Raw genomic sequence first — 22,967 nt, forward strand, 5'->3', positions numbered from 1 at the left:
ATAAAAACCGACTTTTACTCATTTTTCGACCTTTTTGAAGTTTCGGCATCATTAAGTTTAACATCTTTTCTATTGGATAGGCATAATTTTTCAACTATCATGTAATGGAATAAGACCGGTTATTTAAATAAAAAAGACAGCACAATAATTATTTGTACTGTCTTTTTAACGAATATAATAATCAGATTAATAAGCATTCCGCTTCAAAAACGTCTCAATCTCTGAACTTTCTATTTTAGGATTTGCACCAGAGTAACTCGCTACCAAAGCACCGACGGCACTTGCAAAGTTTAAGGCATCATCCGGATTTTGATCTGAAAGCAATTTTGCAATCAGGCTGGCCAAGAAAGAATCTCCTGCCCCTACTGTATCTGCCACTTTCACGGGATAGCCTTCGTGTCTATACAATTGATCATTCCATAGCAGGATAGAACCGTGTTTTCCTAAAGTTACACAGATTACCTTAGTGTTTGTTTTTTCTGATATAAACTTGATATTTGATTCCAGATTATCGGATTCAAATCCCATTCCGGCAGAAATTTCCAATATTTCCTCATCATTAAATTTAATAAAGTCTGCCCTGTTCATAAGCTTTTCCAGAAGCTGAATATTGTAAAATGGCTTTCTTAGATTCACATCAAAAACTTTAAACATTGTATCATTGGAATCTAATAAGGAGAAAAGCGTCTTTTGGGAAACCTCATTTCTGCAAACGAGACTTCCATAAAAAAACACATCGGCCTCTTTTACGGTATCCTTTATTTTATCATCAACACTGATAAAATCCCACGCAGAAGGAAATTTGATCTCATACGTTGCAGAACCACGTTCATTTAAAGAAACCTGAACAATTCCTGTCTCATATTCCGGAGAAACAATGATTCCAGCGATTTCAAGAGCATTTTCTTTGGTGTAATCTAGAATCACCTTTCCATCTTCATCATTTCCTACGGCACTAATCATTGCCACGGGAAAGCCGTACGAAGCTGTTCTGAGAGCCAGATTGAGAGGAGCTCCGCCAATTTTTTTCTCTTCTCCAAAAACATCGAAAAGTACTTCTCCAAAACTTATTACATTAATTTTCTTATTGATAAACATTAATTGGGATTTTTGATATTGATATTACTGAATGAACTCTCTGAAGAACTAAAAATACTCCATTTTTTATTAACAATATTATAAATTCTGTTGGTGAATGCTATTTTACCATTGATATAAATCACACAAACGTCGTTGCTTATAGAAGCCGTTACAGTATATGATGTTCCTGAAACCGAACTTAACGAATAAGAATTCATAAGATCCTCCGACCCGGAATTCATTACATAAGCTGCGATTCTATTATTTGCAGGTTCAAATGCAATCTTAACTCCGCTTCCTGCGTCGGTATCCTGTGCCAGAATAATTCCTGATTTTCCGGCAGATACATTCAATGTAAAGTTAATCTGATTGGCTTTTTGAAGTTTTGAAAAAGTGACCTGGGAATTGGCAGATAAATTAAAACTACTTCCATTCTGAGAAGCATTTCCAATGATTTTATCTACTGATAACACAGCATTTTGACCAAATACAGATTGTAATCCTGAAACAGGTTTCACAGCCAGTGTTCCGTCCGAATTCTGAACCAATCTATGAGCAACAATATTTCCTGCCCAGTCTTTTCCACCGGTATTATTTTCAGGAGTTTTTCTTGCAGTCCATCCTACCAGATAACGGTTTGTATTATCCGAAACTGTTTTAGCGGCATACAGATAAGAGCCGTCAAGACGGTCGTTTTGAGGTGTTATCCACGGCCCGTTCGGGGAAGTCGAAATACGGTAATGTGTTCCGGTATTGCTGCTCCAGTTTTCAGAAAAAACAAGATACCAATAATTGCCCATTTTGAAAAGATCCGGACATTCCAGCATAATATAATTTTCGGAAGAACTAGTCGTATAAATCGTATTTTCTACAGTCCAATTTCCGTTTGCCGGATTGGTGGTAGTAAATTTCAGTACGACCGCTTTCTTGTCAGAAGTCTGAGCAGAGACCAGCATCCAGTATTTTCCATCTTCAGAATTAAAGAAAACGTGCGGGTCACGGAATTCATAATCATAATATCCTGCCGGAGCAGTGATTTTAAAATTCTTGATTTTCGTCCAGTTTTTCATATCCGTACTTGTTGCCAACAGAACGCTCTCACGTGGATTGCCTGAAAGGAACGAAGCAACGGCGTTATGACCGGTATAATAGTAATAATAGGTATTTCCTACCTTTACAAGGCTTCCAGTTCCCACTCCAAAATCGGCTTCTGATGACGTTCCGTAAGAAATCTGTCTTCCCTGATAAGTAAAATCTGTAAAATTGCCGGTCTCGAAGCTATGAATATCGTGAAATCCTTCTCCTGCGGGTTTTGTTTTTGCATCGTGAAGAAAGAAAAGATGAAACTTCCCATTTTCATAATAAGGCATTACATCGCCTGCATAACCTTCTGTATAATAAGGATTGTTCTCTCCCATCCATTGATTAGGCGGCTGCGGAAAGATATTGGTTTTGCTGTAAATATCTTCCGGATTAACTTCTGTGTCAGAATCGTGATTCTGACAGGAGAATATTGCCATTGCAAGTACGGCTGCTGCATATATTTTTTTAATTGACATGGGTTCTGACATTAATGGGTTACAAGATAATTGAGACTGTTCTCCGTCATCTTTTTGATGTTATCCTGAAACGAGTTGGGCTGGCTCGGGTTTCCATTCACTGTTTCATTGTACCAGTCGTAGGCACCCATACAAATAACCATACATTTTTTGTTGGCAGTTCCGCCAGGAAATTCAGCAATGGCAACACGTCCGTCCAAAGTATTGTCCCAAGCCTCGCTGGCAAGATTATTACCACCTGTCTGGCTTCTCCATCCGGCACCATTTACGTATCCACCCCAATCCGGAAGGAACCACCAAGCCGTATGATTCAGACGGAATGTCCCTTTCTCAAGCAGATTAGCTTTCCCTGATTCGTACGTCTGAAGACCATCGAAAACAGGATGATTCTCATATCCTTTGAAAGAGATTCCCCAATCACTTCCTGTATCTACAAATCCGTTCGGAAGAAAATCTCCGAAAACATTATTCGGTCCTTTTCCTGCAGGAACTATTTCTAATGCATCAACATATTGTGCAGCAAAACTTGTAAGTAAAATATTTCCTCCGCCATTAAGATAAGTCTTGATTTTGGAAGTTACATTCGTATTCAGCGGATCGCCCGGTAGAGCGGTAGCCGAGTCAAAATGCCACCAGATCACATTAATTCCCGTAAGATTGGCTGCACCACTTGCGACATCAGCAATCGAAACATACACCGCACCTGAATATTTTCCGAAAAGCCAGTCAGAAGCCGCAATTTCATCCAGATTTGTCAATCCTGTTCTTGTAGTAGCCGTTCCAAGGAATGCAATAGACGGTCCTGAAACAGGCGTTGTTACTTTAGCCGTGTATACTTCAGTAAGACTGCCATTAGAAACAGTAAACGAAACCGGACTGGTAAAATTAATGGTTGTTCCCGATGCAGGATTGATGCTGACACCATTTCCGGTTTCTATTACCGGCTGCAATGCGGTAAGATTTGTTCCTTCCGGCATTGTAAGAGAAATGGTTTTACCCGAATTATTGATGGTAGCCGATAATCCGTTGATCTTAAAGCTGATGATCGGATCCTGAGCTTTTACAGTTACCAGATAATCTTTGTAGATGTTGCCATTTTTTACTTTGAATTTAACCGGCTGTGAAAAATCAATCGTTGCTCCTGATGCCGGAGAAACGACTGCTCCCTGAGGAATTCCAATAACCGGAACCAATGTCTTAACACTTGTTCCATAAGGAAGTATAAGCGTGATTTTATCATTCTTATGGTCAATTTCCCCTGAAACATTGTTCACCTTAAAAGAGGAAATGTTGACTGAAACATCCGTAACAAGCCCATCTTCCACCTGACTGTCGCAAGACCAGATAAAAGCCGCAGATATCAGCAGAATGATGATAATATGAGTTTTTTTGAATATCGTTTTCATTCGTATCTTGTTTTAGTATCCGTTATTTTGTTTGTACAGTCCCTGACTGAAATTGATCTGTGCCAATGGAATCGGACAGTATTCCTCAATTCCGTGGTCAAATCCTGCCTGAGAATAGAAAGATCTTTTAGTTTTCTCGACAGAATAATAGGTGTTCATCGTTCCTGCTGTAGTTCCCCATCTCACAAGGTCGAAGAATCGGCTTCCTTCCATTGCAAACTCCATTCTTCTCTCCCATCGCAACGCTTTTCTTGCAAAATCCTGGTTCCACGTGCAGTTTACTCCCGGCTCATATTTGCTGATCAAATTGTTGGTGGTGTAGCTTCCAGTCAAAACAGTACTATTGGCAGCTCTCTGTCTCACCTGATTAATTAATGGCAACGCTTCGTTGATTTGTCCGAGTTCAATTAAGGCTTCGGCTTTCATCAGCAGAACATCGGAATATCTTATGATGATTCTGTTCTTGGAATTTCCATAGAAAGGGTCTACATTCACGGTACAGCCGCATCCTACAGGTACATTTTCCTTTAATGAAGAATAATATCCATAAGTTCCGGGACTTCTGCTCCAGCTTTCCTGAAAGATTTTGTTTTCTTCATATTTCCACGGCAGTCCGGGCAAAGCAACGGTGTGATACAATCTCGGATCCACTTTGTAACTGTTTAGTTGATTGTAATTAAGATCCGTATCGTTAAAAGTATCAAACATCGGCAGCCCCTGAGGTGTAGTTTTAAATGCATTCACCAGATTTTGGCTTGGCTTATGAAAATCGCAGCATCCCAAACCTTGTGGCAGAGAAAGCACATCACCATAATTGAGCCTTCCGAAAAGCGTTCCGTCATTGTCAGAATATTGAATGGAAAAAACTGCCTCCGGTCCGTTCTCGTGTGTTCCCGGAAGGAAATTATACCCGAAGTCAGGCTCCAATGTATAATTTCCGATAACCTGATTGGCAGCATCAATAGATTTCTGAAGCGTAACTGGATTTACCTGTGTTACCGTATAGTTATCATCCTGCTCATACGCTTGATACAGCCTTACTTTAGCAAGATAAGCATAAGCAGCACTTTTCTTTGGTCTTCCCACTTCCGACTGTGTTGCAGGCAGATTAGCGGCTGCAAATTCAAAATTAGAAGCAATAGCTTCCCAAAGTTGCTGGTCGTTCTTTGCCTTGTTTGAGATTTTAGGATAGTCATCAATCGGTGTATTTTCATCCACATAAGGCACATATTTAAATAACGTTTTTAGCAAAAAGTAGTAATGCCCTCTTACGAAATTCATCTCAGCAATTCTTCTTTGCTTGTTCGGATATTCAGAATCTGAAAGCTGCTTCAGCGCGGCAATCGCTTTGTTACATCTGGAAATTCCAACATAATTGAGATACCATAATCTGTCTAATTCACCAAAATCTGAACGGATATTATTTGAAATTTCAAAAAAGTGAAAAGTCTGGATATCATTAGTTCCGCTTCCTCCTTTGTACGCATCATCAGAACGGACGTTTCCATACGGCCAAAGACTGAAAGGGGTATCATAATGATCGTTTCCGAGAGATGCATAGGCTGCAACCACAAAACCATCCACATTCTGAGGCGTTACCACATCGGCTTCCGACAGGACACCTCTCGGCTCATTGTCCAGAAAATCGTTGCAGGAAGTTGTTCCCAGCAAAAAGGCAAAAGCTATTGTTAAAAGTATATTCTTTTTCATTTTTTTATTATTTAAAAATTATAGGGAAAAATTAACTCCAAAATTGAACGTCAGCGGTAACGGGTAACCGAATGCCGGTGTTTCAGGATCTATTCCTGTAAAGCTTTTCGATTTTATAGTCCAAAGATTCTGAACACTTGCATACATCCTGAAATTGGTGATGTGATATTGCTCCATTAAAGATTTCGGGAACGTGTAGCCCAACTGTAAAACCCTCAGCTTCAGATAACTTCCACTTTCTACATAATACGATGAGAATCTGGATTCTGCATTGCTGTCCACTGTAGTAAGTGCAGGAATATCTGAATTGGGATTCTGTGGCGACCACGCATTCAGAAGTCTTGTTCCTTTATTGGAACCTACATCATCCACGCTCCAGAAGTCAGTCTGATATTTTTTTGAATTAATGACATCTACATCGCCGATGCCCTGCCAGAATGTTGAAAGATCAAAGTTTTTATATGAAAAGTTGAGATTGACACCATACATAAATTCCGGATTCGGATTACCAATCCACGTTCTATCTTTGTCGTCAATCATTCCATCACCATTTAAATCTGCATAGCGGATTCTTCCCAAGCCTTTACCTGACTGACTTGCAGAATTATCCACCTCTGTCTGCGTCCTGAAAAGTCCGTCGGCAACATAACCATACATTGAGTTGACCGGGCGTCCCAAAATGTTATCTGATGTTCCGTTTCCACCGTAATTGTTGATAACGGATTGAGGAAGTTCAGTAATTTTGTTGCGGTTCATTGAGATGTTCCCTGAAACTTCGTAGCGGAAACCACCTGCTGTTTCATTCTGATAAGACAATGCAACTTCAATCCCTTTATTCTCCATAGATGCACCATTAATCCATCGATCTCCTCCTTCTCCGATAACCCCCAGATAAGGTGGCAATACAAGAATGTCTTTTGTTGCTTTTTTATAAACATCGACACTCCCTGTCAGTTTTTGATTGAAGAATCCGAAATCTAAACCAAGATTCGTCTGCGTGGTCGTTTCCCATCTCAGGTCGTCATTTTTTGTCTGAGTTGCAATAAATCCTGATGGCAGTAAGCCGCTTCCGACACCGGAAATATCGTAAGCCGTACCGTAAGATGTTGCCCACGTTGGATTTCCTCCTGCATAGTTTGCTATATACAGTGAATACACCGCCGAATTACTGATTTCCTGGTTCCCGGTCTGTCCCCAACCTGCTCTTAATCGTAAATCTGAGAAAAACGGAATAAGATTTTCTGCAAAATGTTCTTTATTGATTCTCCATCCAGCTGAAAATGCAGGGAATGTTCCGAAACGGTTATTTTTACCGAACCTTGAAGAGCCATCATAACGCATTGTTGCAGAGAAAAGGTAACGGTTGTCATAGTCGTAAGAGAATTTTCCGAAGTAGGACAATAGACTGTAATACGTGGAAATTCCGCCGTTGAAAGCATCACCTGTTCCAGCATCTGGATACATATAATCTGGTGTTTCTATCAGGAATCCTTCTTTTCTCAACCAAGTATTTTTAAATGTATCCTTATACATTTCCATTCCGCTCAAAACATCAAAATGGTGTTTCCCTGCTTTTGCGGTGTATTGTGCGGTATTTGACCAAGTCCATTTCTCAGTGTCTGACTGGTCAATGTTTACTGCATTGGTTTTGTTTTGCAAGTAACCCGAAACATAGCTTCTTTGCAGCATTCTTTTGTAATAATTGGAAAGATCGATTCCGAAGCTGGATTTTAAGGTTAAATTTTTCACAGGCTGCAATTCAGCATAAACGTTTCCGAAGAATCTTTGGTATTGGTAGCCGTTGTCTTTATTGTATTCCAAAAGTCTGACAGGATTTTGCCTGTCATTCATTCCTCCAACTGGTCCGCCCCAGCCGATTCCGTCCACAGTATGAACCGGAATGATAGGCAAAGCACGTAAAGCAGGGTCCAAAACGCCCGGATCCATCAGTTCATTGGTTTTATTGAAGGTGAAATTTTCACCAATTTTCAGTTTTCCTTCGAAAAAGTTATACGAGGTATTGACCCGGGCAGACAGTCTTTGGAAATTGGTCAATTTCACGATTCCTTCATTGTCATAATATCCCAGAGAGAAGTAGTAAGACCCCTTGTCTGAAGCACTTGAAGCAGAAACATCCAGCGAATTGGCAACACCAGCCTGTGAAACCTCATCGTACCAGTTGGTATTGGCTGATTTTATTGTTTTTCCGGCATCCAGATATTCCGGAACATAGCTGCTGTATAAAGTCGGAATGCCATTCTGCACCCCCCAGTCAAAACTGTAGCTCAGATTGTTGCTATTCGGGTTTAGTCCGTCATTGATGTTGGCCTGCCAAAGCACCTGTCCGAATTGTTTTGCATTCAGAACCTCTGTTTTCTTTGCATATTGTGAATACGCCGTATAATAATTAAGGTCGATTCTCATCTTCCCTTTTTTTCCTTTTTTAGTAGTAATAATGATAACACCATTCGCAGCCCTGGATCCGTAGATACTTGCAGAAGATGCATCTTTCAGCACCTGCATTGATTCAATATCACTTGGATTAAGCTCGTGCATTCCGGCTTTTGTGGGAACACCGTCTATTACGTATAGTGGATCTGTATTATTCAGGGTTCCAACCCCACGAATCAGCACTTTTGTATTACTGCCGGAAGGAGATCCGTCGGCTGTGATATTAACACCTGCTACTCTTCCCTGCAAAGATTTGATCGGATTGGGTTCAGCCTGCTTATTCAGATCTTTCATATCCACCACGGAAACCGCACCCGTAATGTCTGCTTTTTTCTGCTTGGTATATCCGGTTACGATGACCTCATCTATACTTTTTATTTTCTCCGCAGCTAAAACGATGTTAAGAATTGTCTTTTCATCCACTACTACTTCACGGGTAGAATAATCCGGATAAGTGAAAATTAAAGTGTTTCCTTTTTGCAGGTCATTGATCTGAAATGCACCGCTACTGTCTGTTGTGGTATTGGCTCCTGTTTCCGAAACGGTTACGATAACCCCGCTCAACGGTTTCTGATTTGAGGAAACTACCTTACCTTTAATTACTTCCTGCGCAAATACATACGAAAAAGGCAGAAGGCAAAAGGCGATGGCTATTTTGTATTTCTTCATACTATAGTGTTTTATTTTATATTAATATGATGGGCATTGATGTTGAGTGTACTTCCTTTGGTATCTGTGGACAAGCTTAGTTCCGAGAAGCTTTCATTAGGGAAGAAGATTTCGGTCATTACCTTTTCGCCGTTATTGAAGAAAATTTCGATGGAAGTTTTGTCCAATACAATTTTGAGTGTTGCATTTTGGTAGCTTTTTGATAATGGCGCTTTGGAAATCCTGTCTGCAAAATTGTTCTTAAAATCTGTTTTCCCGGATTTGGTACGGTCAATAAACAGTTCCTGCTTGTTATTATCAATTCCGAAAATCACCTGTTCTCCCAATGAATTTTTCAAAGCAAAAGTGTAAACTCCTTTGGTCATTTTCTTAAGGTCAACATCTATAACTGCTTTAGAAAGATCTATTTCTCCTTTACTGATGAGCTTTTTATCAGAAACAAGGTTAATTTCTTTTTTAACGGCCTTTCCTTCGTAATTTTTAAGCTGGGAAACAGGAATATTTTTCAGAGTGTAACCTTCTTTTGATCTTTTCAAAATCACTTCACGAGGAATAGTAGAACTGCCTCTCCATTTTTCCGTAGGCACATTCGGTGAATAATCCCAATTTGACATCCATCCGATAATCACTCTTTTATTATCCGGAACATTATCAAAAGAAACACTCGCATAATTATCGCGTCCCCAATCCAGCCAGACTACTTTTTCTTTTTCGAGCTGCTTTGTAAAAACATCATCCATTTTGAAGGTTTTTCCGTCAAAATCTCCTACAAAATACTGTGCGGCAGAACCACCGTTCGGCCCACCCGGATTAATGTTAACGATAAGCACCCATTTTTCTTCGTTGGTTCCTTCTACTTTTATCGGAAAAAGATCCGGACATTCCCAAACCCCGCCGTGCCCGCCGAAATCTTCACCAAATTCTGAAAGGAAGACCCAGTCTTTCAGGTTTTTTGAGGCATAAAAATGCTGTCTGTCCTGTACCGCCAATCCCATTACCCATTGTTTTCTTTTCGCATCCCAAAACACTTTGGGATCCCTAAAATCTTTTATTCCGGGATTTTTCAATACCGGATTGTTGCTGTATTTAGTCCAGGTTTTTCCATTATCCAAAGAATAAGCGATTGCCTGAGACTGTGCGTCAATTTCTCCGGCCTTCTCTTTCTTCATATCGTGGTAGGTAAAAATTGCTACCAACGGAACATTTTTTCCATCGCCAAAACCTGATGTATTATCCTTATCCACAACTGCACTTCCTGAGAATATTGCACCCTTTTCATCATAGGCAATTGCAGGAGCCAGTTCTTCCCATTTGATAAGATCTTTACTGACGGCGTGTCCCCAATGCATCTTACCAAAATCCGGCACACTCTGAAACGGCGTATACTGAAAAAATAAGTGATAAGTTCCGTTGAGATAAAACAGTCCGTTCGGGTCATTCATCCAGCCTTTTTGAGGAGTGAAGTGATAGTTGGGCCTGTAAAGCTGTTCTTCAGACGTTTTCGAGCCCGATTGTGCGTTGAGCCCGGAATAAAACGTTGCAGCGATGATTAAAGTTGATATGATTTTCTTCATTATGATTATTTAATAGGAAATTTTTGAATATTTAAAAAAACTTTATTCAATTTATAGAGGTTTTCTTCCTGATGATTATATTGATTTTTTAAATCTATTTCGTCAGTGTTTTGCTTAATTTTTCCAGTGATATACCTTTGGTTTCCGGCATCATAAACATCACGAATAATAATTGGAATACCATTGCAATGGTAAATACCAAAAACACAGTCCCTGCTCCAATGGTAGAAAACAATGTAGGAATCAATGATGGAATGATTGCTGCCAGAAGCCAGTGTGTGGAACTACCGAAAGCCTGTCCCGATGCTCTAAGATGATTTGGAAAAATCTCCGAAATAAACACCCAAATCACGGTTCCCTGACCAATAGCGTGAGAAGCAATGAAGAGGAACAGAAAAATAGGAATGGCCAATCCCGACCAATGGAAATAAAACGCCATAGAAACCAGCCCTAAAGAAATGATATAACCTACAGAACCCCAATACATCAATGTTCTTCTCCCTACTTTATCAATGAGGTTGACCCCAACCAGAGTGAAAACCATATTCACAACACCAATTCCTATACTGCTGAGCAGTGCTGTTTTCTCGCCCAAACCTGCTTCGCCAAAAATCCTTGGTGCATAATACAGGAATGCGTTAATTCCCGACATCTGATTAAAAAAGGCTACTAGAAAAGCCAACATCAGCGGAAAACGGTATTTTTTCATAAAAATATTTTCCTTTGGCGATTCTGCGTGGTCATCTTCCATCTGCGTGATCAAGGTTTCAGAATCCTGATCCGGGCTCAGGATTTTCATTACTTTTTTCGCTTCTTCTATTCTGGATTGGGAAACCAGCCATCTCGGACTTTCCGGAATGGTGAGAACACATAATGTATAAATAGCTGCGGGAATTGCCTGTACACCAAGCATCCATCTCCAGTCATTATCGCCGATACCGCTTAGTAAATAATTTGATAAAAATGCAATCAAAATCCCCAGAACAATATTAAACTGATACAGGGAAACCATTCTGCCGCGGTCTTTTGCAGGCGCAATCTCTGAAATATAAGCCGGTGCAGCAATTGTAGAAGCACCAACGCCCAAACCACCCATAAACCTGAAAAATGCAAACAGATAAGGATCATTGGAAAGTGCAGTTCCTATTGCAGAAAATGCATATAAAACACCAATAATCAAGAGTGTTTTTTTTCGTCCTAATTTATTAGTCGGTATTCCGCCGAAAATGGCGCCTATCACTGTACCCCACAATGCCATTCCCATTACGACTGCTCCGTGAAATGCATCTGAGCTGCCCCAGAGTGTCTGCAATTTTTTGTCTGCGCCGGAAATAACTACAACATCAAACCCGAAAAGAAATCCTGCCAAAGCTGCCGTAATAGACCACATAAGAATTTTATTCATCTGTTAAAAATATTTATTTGTTTGTGGCTAATATATCCCGAGGTAGCAATCCGAGGGTTTAATTATGTAACTAAATATTTCGGCAAGGTTAACTATTTGTTAATTAATTACAATTAACTGAAAATCAATAATTTATTTAAAAATAATTTTATTAAAGTTTAATCAGGTTACAAAATTGTAACATTGTTTTATAAAAATGTTACGTGTGTTTTGGTGTTTTTAAGGTTTAATAACAATTAATGTTATGAAAATTTTAACCGAAAAAAGGGTCAAGGTGCAGAGTTTTTAGGTAAAGAACTTTTAGGAATTATAGATAGTTCAGAAAGCTGCTTATTCGTTTAGATGAAGATGCGTGGTTGAGAAAGTGTAATAAAAAAGCAGCAGTTTGATTTGCTGCTGCTGAATATTGTAAAAATATAAGATGTGTAAATTGATTTTAAATATGAATTAGAGCTTCAGATTTTGTTACTATACTATTGTATTCAAGTATATACTCATTTGATTTCGTACTTCTTTATCACTCCTTTCCTTCCGACTTTCTAAAAGTATTCGGAGATATCCCAAACTTATTCTTGAAAACAGTAGAGAAATAATTCGGGGAAGAAAAACCGGTTTTGTATGCAATCTCAGAAATTGTCAGTTCGGGATTTTGCAGCATCGATTTGGCCTGTTCAAGACGGAAATTGTTGATATAATCGCTCACATTCACATCAAACATCGCTTTTATCTTTCTGTAAAGCTGAATTCTGGAAATATTGAGCAGGTCTGCAAGATTTTCTACTGAAAAATCGGGATTATCTATATTGGTTTTGATCAAGTTATTCAGATTGTTCACAAACGTCTGTTCTATGCTTCCGAACGACTTGCTGTCCACAATTCTGCCGATATTGTTTGTATAATAATAACGTAGTTTCTCACGGTTGTAAAGCAGCGAACGCAACGACTGTATCAGAATCGGATAACTGAAAGGTTTTGTGAGATAAAGATCAACACCGGATTTTAATCCCTGCAGGTACGATTCTTTATTGTCCAAAGCGGTCAGAAGAATGACCGGAATATGTGATGTACGAAGGTCGTTTTTCAGGATTTCACAGATTTCAAAACCATTTTTGTCTGGAAGATTGACGTCACAGACGATGATATCAGGAATTTCGTTCAAAGCCTTATCAATTGCATCCGTACCGTCAGAAACCATCACCTCAAACTCATTCTGAAGTTTTTTGCTTAAAAAGAAAGACAAATCCGAATTATCCTCCACCAAAAGCAGCGAATAACGTTCGCCCTGAGATTCCTGATTTTGGATAATCGTCTCATCTTCCAATCCTGTAAAAACAGCATCTTTTGTCAGACTTTCAGCATCTGCGAGACTGGGTTCTTTTATCATTTGGTCTTCGTTGAAATGCTTGTTTCCCTTATAAAGACTGATCACAAACTCCGTTCCCTGAAAAGAGTTCACTTCTATCTTCCCAAGATGAAGCTCTATAAATTGTCTGCTAAGATGAAGCCCAATTCCTGAACTGTTTTTTCTGTTGTTGGAACCCTTGAAATAAGCCTCAAAGACATTAGTGATCTCTTTTTCTGGTATTCCGATTCCATTATCTTTGAAGCTGATGACCGCCTGATTTCCTTTTTCCTGAATAGTGATTTCAATCTTTCCATTGTCCGGCGTAAATTTGAAAGCATTGGACAAAAGGTTGAAATAGACTTTATCCATCAGGTTTCTGTCGATATAAAGCTCAAGATTTTTATTTTGGGAATGAATTTCAAATTTGATATTTCTTTTCTTAGCTTCATTTTCAAAATCACGAAAAATTGCATAAGTGAAATCGTAAATATTCGTCTTTGAAACTCTTAGGTTAAAAGTTTGATTTTCTATTTTTCTAAAATCCAGCAGATTATCTACCAATCGTAATAATCTGTTGGAGTTTTTATTGATCAGCTCCAACTCATATGATGGTTTCGTCCCTTTGGTTTTGCCGAAATCAATCAAAGATTCTAATGAACTGAGAATAAGCGTAATGGGTGTTTTAAATTCGTGAGACAATCCCGTGAAAAAATTAACCCTCGCTTCATTACTGTCTTTCAACTCATTGGCAATGATTTCGATCTGGTTTCTTTGAATAGTAATTCTCTCATTGGTAAGCGTAAGTTGCTTATTTTTTATCTTGATCGCATAAATAAGGTAAATAGAATAAGCAACCAGACAAAACATCAATATCAACAATATTACAGACCATCGGAACAATTCTTTTTGCGAAGAATAAAGCTCGATCTGTTTTTTAACCGCCTGTACCTGATTTTCTATAACACCTTGCTGTTCGATGATTTTATCAAACTGATTGCGCATTATTTCCGCATTCATTCGGTCAATGATCGTTGTACTGAGCTTGATGCGTTTCGGAACGGCAACACCGTTATAAATCTTAATCGCAGTCTCGATGGCTTCTGCTCCACCGGTCGGATACAATAAAGTGGCATTCAGCTTTCCATCCAGAACCATTTGTATTCCGCCGTCTTTTGTATTCAATCCGTCAACACCGATAAATTTAATTTGATTTTCCAAACCTGTATTCCGTGCAACCTGCCATGCAGTGGTGGCAAGCTCATCATTAAAAGCAAAAACATACAAACTTTGATTTCCCAAAGAATCCAGCGTTTTCCTGAAAGCATCTGCAGGAAGGCCTTTAAAGGTTTTTATTAGATCTGTGTTGGGATTACTTCTGATGATTCCCTGAAAGCCAAGACTTCTTTCTATGGTTGGAGAAGATTGGTCATCGCCTCTTATTTCGATTACTTTTTTATAGTTTTTGGAATCTGAAAGAATATAATTGGCCGCTTCTTTACCAATCTCCACATTATCTGCGCCGATATAGGTCGTATATTTTTCTGAATTGATCTTCCTGTCGAGCAAAATAACCGGAATATTTTTGGCAGCCGCTTTTTCCACTACAGGAACCAAGGATTCGGGATCAATGGGTGAGATGATAATCACTTCCACATTACGATCAATCATTTTTTGTATATCCTGAACCTGCTTATTAACAGAACTTTCTGCTTTCTGGATATTGAGCTCTACTTCAGAATGAAGTGATGCTTGTATCTCCATAGAATGGTTCATTGCCAGCCTCCACGGATGATTTCCCAAACCCTGAGAAAATCCGATAGTAATTTTTTCTGAATTTTTATGCGTTTTTTTACAAGAAAAAAAAACAAAGAAAAACAGAAGGAATAACAGCCTGTAGGCTTTAAGAAAACTGAAAAATTTCAAAAATTTTATTGGTAACATATTAACACAATATTAATGAAGATGTTGCACACAGGCAATTTTTAATGATAATATTTTGTATTAAATCTGCTCTATTGTGTTGCCAATTTTCACGATAGTAAAGCTGCTTTATTGCTAATGAAAACATTACGGTATCTTTTGATTCCGGCTAAAGTGATTAAACCGTACATATAAAGATGGATTATTGAAAGAACTTTTGTATTGGTTTGATAATGACAGAAGACTTTTTTGAAATTATGAATTGCTAATGGAAAACTCTGAAAATATGATCAAATTAACAGCTATAAAATATTATTGAACAAAATTAAACAAGCTTTAACATAAATCACTATATTTATGTTACCAAACCAGTTCATTTTATTAATATGTACTTTAAATGTATCTTTTTTTTATGTCTTTTGGGACTTTCAGCACTTTTATCGGCCCAGACGGCAGAGCAAATTCGAATCAATATCAGAATTTTTCCTTCTCAGGTTCTGTCGATTACAACTGCAAAAGATTCAAAAAGCAACGATTACTCCCAAACTTCCAACAGTGTAAATTACAGAAATGAATTGACGGCATCTAACCTATACGGATATCAGATCAAATTGATTAACGCAAAACTGACATCACAAACAGACATCGCTGACATTAAACATACTGAAAATAAAGAAGATTGTTCATTTAATTCAAAGCTTGTCTATTCAAAAACTTCTTCTACAATAAATCAGAAAATCCCCACATCACATCTTTCTCATACTCAAAGAGAAGTCCTTAACAAATGCTTTACATCTGAAACCAATAGAATGCTTGTTTATCTGATCATTACACAATAGCAAATTAAAAATATATTAATTTCCGTTATGTAATAAGTAACAATAATTTAATTTTAAAATTATTAATTTAATTACATAATATTAAAAACATTAATTTATTTAATATTTAACCAAATCAAAACACCAATTATATTTAATCATATAATATTATGTTTAAATTTATAAAAACGCAAAGAAAAACAAGTTTTATTATTTATTTGTCAATTTTCACAAAAAATAAGTCATTTTTCACAATCTGTATTTCTCTAAGTCATCATACTTTTGCACTCGAAACTTAGAAACAATATAACAATAACTTTAATGAAAAAATTCATTATTACATCAATAGCAATATTAGGTGTAGGAACCCTCAGTGCACAAAACGTTACACTTAACGTAAGATTGAAACCGATCCAGACATTAGTCGTGAACAACGCACAAAAAAATGTAGACCTTAATTACGTTACCAAAGATGATTATGCAAACGGAGTAAGCTCTATGAATGTAGATCACCTAAACATCTTCAGTACTGGTGGTTTTCAGGTAAAAGTGAAAAGTGCTAATTCTGCTTTGCAAAACGGTGGAAAAAATATTCAAGCAAATACAATTCAGATCAAAGCAACAGCTGGTTCTGACGCTGTAAATGGTGCACAGTACTCTCAAAACGTACAGTTATCTGCTAATGAAACAACTTTAGTATCTTCTTCAAACGGAGGGGTTGATAAGAAAATCAGCATCGAATATAAAGGTGCAGGTGCAAATACTTATCTGGATAACTATATTGCAGGACAAGACCCTACAGTATACACTACTGAACTGACTTACACTATCGTATCTCAATAAGATTCCGAGAAATCTTGATCAATAAAAGAAGTGTTGCAGTTTTTTGCAGCACTTCTCTTTCATTACATACTTCTTCATGAAAAATATATTTCAGCTATTCTGCCTTTTCTTTTTTGCATTCATCTTCAATGCAAAAGCACAAACCGGAATATCAGTCTCTCCACCCAGACTTTATTTTGAATCAGGAGCCGGCATCAGTAATACCGAAAAAATAACCGTGACTAACGTAAGTGCAAAAAACAGTCTTGATCTTGCAGTAAGTCTCGGCGACTGGGAATATGACTTGAAGGGAGAAAACCAAATGCATCCAGCCAATTCACTTCCGACTTCTTGTGCAGGATGGATTACCATTAAAAAAGAAGATACTTATTTTTCATTAGCACCCGGAGAAAGACGTGATATCGAAATGACTATCACCTCACCCACCCTTCCAAAAGAAAATTTATCAGCTCATACTGCTCTATTGTATGTAAGTCAAATGAATCCCGTTGATGATATTGACAATAAAGGAGCAAATATAAAAGTAAGCATCCGTTCAGGAATTAAAATTTTCCATAAAAAACCGGAAGCAAAAAAGAAAAAAATTGAAATAACAGATTTAAAATTTGATGCAGCAAAAAAAACACTGACCTTAAATTTTGAAAATCAGGCAGAAATATGGGTCGATGGTAAAGTAACCACCGACATTCTGAATACTAGTAATGGTAAGAAAATAACTTTAGATCCTGTAATATTTTACACAATGCCCGGAAATAAAAGAGAAATGGAAATATCGCTTCCAAATCTCTTGGAGAAAGGTAAATACACAGCGTCTGTACTTATGGATTATGGAGATGCAGAAAATTTGGAAATGGGTGAATTAAATTTTAGTTATGAATAGAAAGTTCATCTTTTTAATGATGCTGTTTTTTCTTGGCGGTCAATTATATTCTCAAGTGTCATATTCATCATGGACAAATAGTTATCTTCAAATCAATTCTTATCAGGGAAACACAAATCCTGATGCATACACCATGACTATTGCCGGAAACGGAAATTTCAACATTCCCCATTGGAGATTGTCAGCACGTCTGAAAAGCGCAATCACAGCAAACAGTGGATCGTATATTTTCCCTGCCAATAAAATATCTTTTCAACCTGTTTCTTCAACAGGCCAAGCTTATCCCAATCCTGTTCCTACGATAGCTGAAATAGGAATTCCTCCCAACACTATTGTAACAGAAGGTGCAAATTTCTTATTAATTCCACAATCAAATGCACCATTATACAACCAGCCAAGTCAACCCAACGGATATTACAATTTGCAGATAAAATTCAGCATAATTGTTGCCGGTGGAGCCTACCTTGGAAATTATCCCGCATGGATAACTTTTACAGCTCCAATCGAATTTACCGCTTACGACCAAAACAATATGATCATCGGAAAAATGGATCATCAGTTTCAATTTCAGATCGGCGCACTTACAGGAACCCCGCCTACAAGCGCAGAACTTTCCTTAAAAGTTAATGGAAATGCGAGTAACGGTCTTTTGGAATTCAACAGTATGCAGGATTATAAAGACGGTAAAAGCGTTACTTATCCGAATGCACTTACCGTAAAAGCGAATACAAATTTTCAGATAACAGTAAAAGCAATTCAAAATAATTTCACATCAGCGAGCGGAAAAACAATTCCAGTCAGCAATGTTCAGATGAATTTATTGCCGACAACGCAAAATGCAGGTTCATCTTTCAATACAGTTTTCCTGAATACAGCTTCACAGATTATTGCAAAAGGCTCTTCAACACAGGGAGCAAATCTTGATTACACAATCAAATATTTCACAAAACCCAATGATGAATATTTCATCAATGCAAAACCTGATGAATATTCTGCGACCTTACAATATGAGATAACTCCCCAATAATGTTATCGGTTCGTAGTCAAAATTTAATAAAAAACTTTGCGAATTGTCTGTTATTGATCTGTTCGCTCTTTTTGTCGGCTCAAAACAAAACGGAAAATATCCTGTTTGACATTCATGAAAAATCTTTTAGTGCAGATTCAAAAATCCTTGACCTTGTTATAGTTGTAAATAACAACAGGGATGAAAATTTTAAAGGAAAATTAAAAACATCTACTCCGACAGGATTCAGATCCATTTTAGGACAGGAAATTTTTGTTGATCTACAAAAAAATGAAAAAAGATTTATTTCACTTAAATTCTTTGTCGGGAACAATGCAGATGCAGGAGACGCCCAGATCAATCTTATTTTAACCAACGAGTTTGATCAGAAAATTGGCGAAAAAACAGTCATTCACCAAGTGCAGGAAAGCAGCATTTTACAGATGACTGCCGAAAATCAACAAATCTTCAGAGACAACAACCTTGATTCTTTAAAGATCAGAATAAAAGTTTCCAATAAAGGAAACAGAACGCAGCAAACGACATTGGTTTTTAAAATTCCTGATTACAGTGACAGCAATCATTTTATCGAACAACACGGAACGCTACACCCACAGCAGGATTCTACGTTTACTTTCAGTTTTCTGCCTTCAAAAGAACTTCTAAAACAAAGTAATTTCACTATCAACGTTACCGGATTTAAAGATCCCGATAAGGAATTATTTGGCAACACAAGAATTTCTGTACAAAGTATTTCTCATACACAAAAGTTTCAAGACGAGCAGCAAAATGGCTTCGCAAGCACAACAAAAAATTCAATCACGACAAGCTACAGAAAAGTTGGAAACGATCTTGATATGTATCAGATTTTAGGAAGTGGCGGTTTTAATGTTGCTTCAGGATATATTTTTATAAACGGAAATATGTTTATGATGAATTCGCAGACTGATCCTATTATCAACAATACATACATTTCTTACCGTCGGGAAAAAAGCGAATTTACACTCGGAAACATCAGTAAACTTCTGGAACTTTCGCTTTTCGGAAGAGGAATAGAATACAGTTTTCTGAATTCTGCAAAAGACAAAAAAATTGAAGTCGGCTTTATCGAGCAGAGCTTCAGCTTATTGGAAAGAAATTCTTTTTTGCAAAACGGATACGGCTTTTATGTGAAAGGAATTCTTAATCCTTACAATTTTTCTCATAATCTGTCATCAATTTATATATTTAAAAATGATCCATACGAGAAAGCAAAACATCATTTAATAGGAACGGAATTCACCCACAACTTCAACAATCTTTGGCAGACCTCATCAAAACTGTACGGAGGAATAAGCTTCTATGACCAAAACGGAGTTACAAAACCTTCTTTGGCGTTCGAATCTCAATATTCGGGAATTATTAAAAAACTTAATCTCAACGGAAATATTTTCTACAGTTCAGATTATTACCCTGGAAACAGAAGAGGAAGTTTACAGATACAGCAAAACGTTAATTTGATGGTATTCAAAAAGCACTATGCTTTTGCCAATGTTTTTTATTCTAATTATTCTCCTAAATATTATTTTTACCAGACTCAGCTTTCATCTGACAATATAAAAATGGAGGCCGGATTGAATTTTGCTAAAACAGGATCATTCGGGCATTCTTTTGCATATCAGTATCAATTTGAAAAGTCAAATTCCTACGACAATTTTCTGCCGCAATTTCAAAAAAATGATTTATCAATTCAAGCACATAGAATTGTAGAAAGCACCAATTGGATGAGTGTAAATAAAAAACATTCTGCCGTTTTGGCTTTGGATCTTGGTATTGCACAATATCCTAATGAAGAAGACCAAGAGTTTCAGGGGAAAATAAATTTCAATTACAATTACAGGAGAATAAATTTCACTTCTCAATACCAAATCGGAAGTTACTATTTATCTGAATACGCTTTCTCCCAACTCATAGATAAAAACGAAAAATATAAAAAACTCAACACCTCTGTTTATTATAGCAGCAATGCATTTAAAGAAAAACTAAGCATCACATCCGGTCTTTCTTACACAGACGATAATATCTACGGAAAATCGCCTTCAGCTTTTTGCAATCTGAAATGGCAAACAAGATTGTATGATTTTTTTGTGAATTCATCTTTGTACAATTATTCTTCGGCAAACATGAGAAATAATATTTTCACCATTGAAGCGGGAGTTACCTTAAACCTACAGAAAGCCACTTTAAGCACAAAGAAAAAATCAGACATTTACGCTTTCGCTTTCTATGACAAAAACAACAATAATACATTTGACACAGATGAAGAAACTGCTTCAAATTATCTGATTAATATCAATAATATCGCCTTTAAAACTGATTCTGAAGGAAAAATATTATATAAAAATGTCCCTTTTGGAAAATACCGTTTAAAGCAATCCATTCAGGAAGGATGGTATTATGACGATCAAATGTTGGATATCAGCCAATACAAGCTTGAACTCGCTATTCCACTACATCAGAACGGAACTGTCGCAGGACACATCAATTATGAATTTGACCATAAAACGGCTGTTGATTTCAATCCAAGAGCAAATGGGATTACCTTTAATATTTTCCGAGATACTATTTTAATTGAAACCGTAAGTACAGATGACAATGGTGAATTTATATCTTTCTTACCTATCGGAAATTATACGATTTTACTCAATGCAAACTCGCTTCCTCAGAATACTTACTGCGAAACTGAGCGCACTCATTTTTCAGTGAAAGCAGGTGAACTTTACACGCTTCCCGAGTTTGTGATAAAAGTAAAAGAGAAGAAAATACATTCAAAGAAATTTGGAAATTAAATGAAACAAAAATATAAAATTCATCTAATTAATGTCTTCACGCAACTCACGTAATACATACGATTTTCGTAAGAGCCGTAAAATTATATCTTTCTAGAAAATGAATAGCGTAGATCAATAACCTCGCTTTTCTTTTAGCCACTAAAAAAATCCGACAACATTTACCCACTTATAACATATTTAAATAATAATTGTTTATTATTGCTAAAATAATAAATTAAAAAAAATGATATAGATTATAATTTGCATAGATTTAATTTCATTGGCGATAATTTATCAGCTTCTATTCGCTGAATAAGAAAAGCTTTACAATTACCTATATCAAGAGAATGCCATATCTATCAAGCTAAATAAAAACTACTTTCAATTTACCAAACAAATCATTCAAGCAATGATATCATATTGAGAATCCAGATCTGATTTACAATGAAAACACTTACAGTAAAGGATTTACCGCGGCTTTATGACCAAATTATTAAATTCATCAAATAATTAATATTATATTAGCAATTTGTGAAATTAAATATTATTTTTGAAAATTAAAATAACATCTCTCATTTCGATGTATAAAATCACAGATCAACTTAAGAAAATAGGATTCAGCATTAATTTAATTGGTGATATTATCAGACGCAACAATTATAAAAATCAATTCAGCACCTTCGAATATTTCTGCATTTTGATTGCAGAAAACGATTTTGATTTATATGTTTCAGGAGTACTGCACAATGTGAAAGGAGGCAATTCAATCTATATTGGTCCACAGAAGGATATTGAAATTCTTAATGCATACGGAAAACATATTTATATAATTGCCTTTTCTGCTGCTTTTTATGATAAGACATCCAAAGACAGTATTTTTTTGAATTCTCAGATATTTTTTAACAGTTATTCTGAAATTTTTATCGCCCCCTATTTTGGCACTAATAAATACAATCAGGTAATTTTGATCGAAAGATTGATGAAGTTTCAGTCAAAGAATGAAAGCCTTTACATTTCAGCAGCCCACAACGCTATTGAAGGATTAATATTAGACGCCTATTTACATTTAGATAATCAAGAGTCAGAAAAAGATGACCGCTTAGATTATGTTTCTTACGCAAACAGGTTTAGAGTTTTACTGCAACGCGACTTCCGTTCTAATAAAAAAGTTTTACATTACGCCCATGAACTTAATATTTCTGTTAGAAGACTTACCGAAATTACAGAACGTGCTTACGGAAAATCTGCTAAACAACTTATCATTGACAAGGTAAAAACAGAATGCGAAAAGGCAATAAAATTATCAAGCTTTACCATGTCTGAAATTGCTTATGACCTTGGTTTCAGTGATGAAGGAAACTTCAGCAACTTCGTTAAAAAACATATAGGTAAAAAGCCTTCTGAAATACGTGAACTTTCGATATAATTAACCTCTCTTTTATCAAAGAAAAAACACTATACTGAACCGTTTTTAGATTTTCGCTTCAGCAG

Annotated in this window: 14 protein-coding genes; 6 read left to right on the forward strand and 8 right to left on the reverse strand. The window is 36.8% G+C overall.

Features of this window, described 5'->3' with window-relative positions:
* Window positions 1-186: 186 nt before the first annotated feature.
* From MQX03_RS04630 to MQX03_RS04665, 8 genes are all read right to left on the reverse strand, one after another.
* Window positions 187-1,098 (reverse strand): carbohydrate kinase family protein, encoded by a 912-nt coding sequence (locus MQX03_RS04630; protein ID WP_242801839.1) that lies wholly within the window; start codon window positions 1,096-1,098, stop codon window positions 187-189.
* Window positions 1,098-2,639 carry a glycoside hydrolase family 32 protein gene (locus MQX03_RS04635; RefSeq protein ID WP_242801840.1) on the reverse strand — a complete coding sequence of 514 codons (1,542 nt, stop codon included), beginning with the start codon at window positions 2,637-2,639 and terminating at the stop codon, window positions 1,098-1,100. Before MQX03_RS04635 ends, MQX03_RS04630 begins: the two co-directional genes overlap by 1 nt.
* 11 nt (window positions 2,640-2,650) lie before the next feature.
* On the reverse strand, window positions 2,651-4,045 hold the full coding sequence (locus MQX03_RS04640; protein WP_242801841.1) for a DUF4960 domain-containing protein: 1,395 nt from the start codon (window positions 4,043-4,045) through the stop codon (window positions 2,651-2,653).
* Window positions 4,046-4,057: 12 nt separating this feature from the next.
* Window positions 4,058-5,755, reverse strand: coding sequence for a RagB/SusD family nutrient uptake outer membrane protein (locus tag MQX03_RS04645; RefSeq protein ID WP_242801842.1), 1,698 nt, complete (start codon window positions 5,753-5,755; stop codon window positions 4,058-4,060).
* Between the two features lie 18 nt (window positions 5,756-5,773).
* Window positions 5,774-8,875, reverse strand: coding sequence for a SusC/RagA family TonB-linked outer membrane protein (locus tag MQX03_RS04650; RefSeq protein ID WP_242801843.1), 3,102 nt, complete (start codon window positions 8,873-8,875; stop codon window positions 5,774-5,776).
* A gap of 11 nt (window positions 8,876-8,886) precedes the next feature.
* Complete coding sequence (locus MQX03_RS04655; RefSeq protein WP_242801844.1) at window positions 8,887-10,449, reverse strand: glycoside hydrolase family 32 protein; 1,563 nt, start codon at window positions 10,447-10,449, stop codon at window positions 8,887-8,889.
* Window positions 10,450-10,543: 94 nt separating this feature from the next.
* Window positions 10,544-11,854, reverse strand: coding sequence for a sugar porter family MFS transporter (locus tag MQX03_RS04660; protein WP_242801845.1), 1,311 nt, complete (start codon window positions 11,852-11,854; stop codon window positions 10,544-10,546).
* A gap of 517 nt (window positions 11,855-12,371) precedes the next feature.
* Complete coding sequence (locus MQX03_RS04665) at window positions 12,372-15,140, reverse strand: substrate-binding domain-containing protein (protein ID WP_242801846.1); 2,769 nt, start codon at window positions 15,138-15,140, stop codon at window positions 12,372-12,374.
* A 365-nt stretch (window positions 15,141-15,505) separates the two neighbouring features.
* On the opposite strand from MQX03_RS04665, the gene MQX03_RS04670 reads away from it, so the two are divergent.
* From MQX03_RS04670 to MQX03_RS04695, 6 genes are all read left to right on the forward strand, one after another.
* Window positions 15,506-15,958: a hypothetical protein gene (locus MQX03_RS04670; protein WP_242801847.1), complete on the forward strand. Its 453-nt coding sequence runs from the start codon at window positions 15,506-15,508 to the stop codon at window positions 15,956-15,958.
* 300 nt (window positions 15,959-16,258) lie between these two features.
* Window positions 16,259-16,780 (forward strand): hypothetical protein, encoded by a 522-nt coding sequence (locus MQX03_RS04675; protein WP_129533806.1) that lies wholly within the window; start codon window positions 16,259-16,261, stop codon window positions 16,778-16,780.
* Window positions 16,781-16,856: 76 nt separating this feature from the next.
* A complete protein-coding gene (locus tag MQX03_RS04680; protein WP_242801848.1) occupies window positions 16,857-17,660 on the forward strand; it encodes a fimbrial biogenesis chaperone in 804 nt (267 codons plus the stop codon).
* Window positions 17,653-18,687, forward strand: coding sequence for a hypothetical protein (locus MQX03_RS04685; protein WP_242801849.1), 1,035 nt, complete (start codon window positions 17,653-17,655; stop codon window positions 18,685-18,687). The genes MQX03_RS04680 and MQX03_RS04685 overlap by 8 nt, the downstream gene beginning before the upstream one ends.
* 53 nt (window positions 18,688-18,740) lie before the next feature.
* The gene (locus tag MQX03_RS04690) at window positions 18,741-21,494 is read left to right on the forward strand and encodes a hypothetical protein (protein WP_242801850.1); all 2,754 of its coding nucleotides are present in this window, start codon (window positions 18,741-18,743) and stop codon (window positions 21,492-21,494) included.
* A gap of 532 nt (window positions 21,495-22,026) precedes the next feature.
* The gene (locus MQX03_RS04695) at window positions 22,027-22,902 is read left to right on the forward strand and encodes a helix-turn-helix domain-containing protein (protein WP_242801851.1); all 876 of its coding nucleotides are present in this window, start codon (window positions 22,027-22,029) and stop codon (window positions 22,900-22,902) included.
* Window positions 22,903-22,967 lie beyond the last annotated feature (65 nt).

The organism is Chryseobacterium aahli, from assembly GCF_022699665.1.
Taxonomy (GTDB): Bacteria; Bacteroidota; Bacteroidia; order Flavobacteriales; family Weeksellaceae; genus Chryseobacterium; species Chryseobacterium aahli.

Coding starts and splice junctions, on each gene's coding strand:
- MQX03_RS04630 (WP_242801839.1), bottom strand. CDS start 1,098: ATGTTTATCAATAAGAAAATTAATGTAATAAGTTTTGGAGAAGTACTT.
- MQX03_RS04635 (WP_242801840.1), bottom strand. CDS start 2,639: ATGTCAATTAAAAAAATATATGCAGCAGCCGTACTTGCAATGGCAATA.
- MQX03_RS04640 (WP_242801841.1), bottom strand. CDS start 4,045: ATGAAAACGATATTCAAAAAAACTCATATTATCATCATTCTGCTGATA.
- MQX03_RS04645 (WP_242801842.1), bottom strand. CDS start 5,755: ATGAAAAAGAATATACTTTTAACAATAGCTTTTGCCTTTTTGCTGGGA.
- MQX03_RS04650 (WP_242801843.1), bottom strand. CDS start 8,875: ATGAAGAAATACAAAATAGCCATCGCCTTTTGCCTTCTGCCTTTTTCG.
- MQX03_RS04655 (WP_242801844.1), bottom strand. CDS start 10,449: ATGAAGAAAATCATATCAACTTTAATCATCGCTGCAACGTTTTATTCC.
- MQX03_RS04660 (WP_242801845.1), bottom strand. CDS start 11,854: ATGAATAAAATTCTTATGTGGTCTATTACGGCAGCTTTGGCAGGATTT.
- MQX03_RS04665 (WP_242801846.1), bottom strand. CDS start 15,140: ATGTTACCAATAAAATTTTTGAAATTTTTCAGTTTTCTTAAAGCCTAC.
- MQX03_RS04670 (WP_242801847.1), top strand. CDS start 15,506: ATGTACTTTAAATGTATCTTTTTTTTATGTCTTTTGGGACTTTCAGCA.
- MQX03_RS04675 (WP_129533806.1), top strand. CDS start 16,259: ATGAAAAAATTCATTATTACATCAATAGCAATATTAGGTGTAGGAACC.
- MQX03_RS04680 (WP_242801848.1), top strand. CDS start 16,857: ATGAAAAATATATTTCAGCTATTCTGCCTTTTCTTTTTTGCATTCATC.
- MQX03_RS04685 (WP_242801849.1), top strand. CDS start 17,653: ATGAATAGAAAGTTCATCTTTTTAATGATGCTGTTTTTTCTTGGCGGT.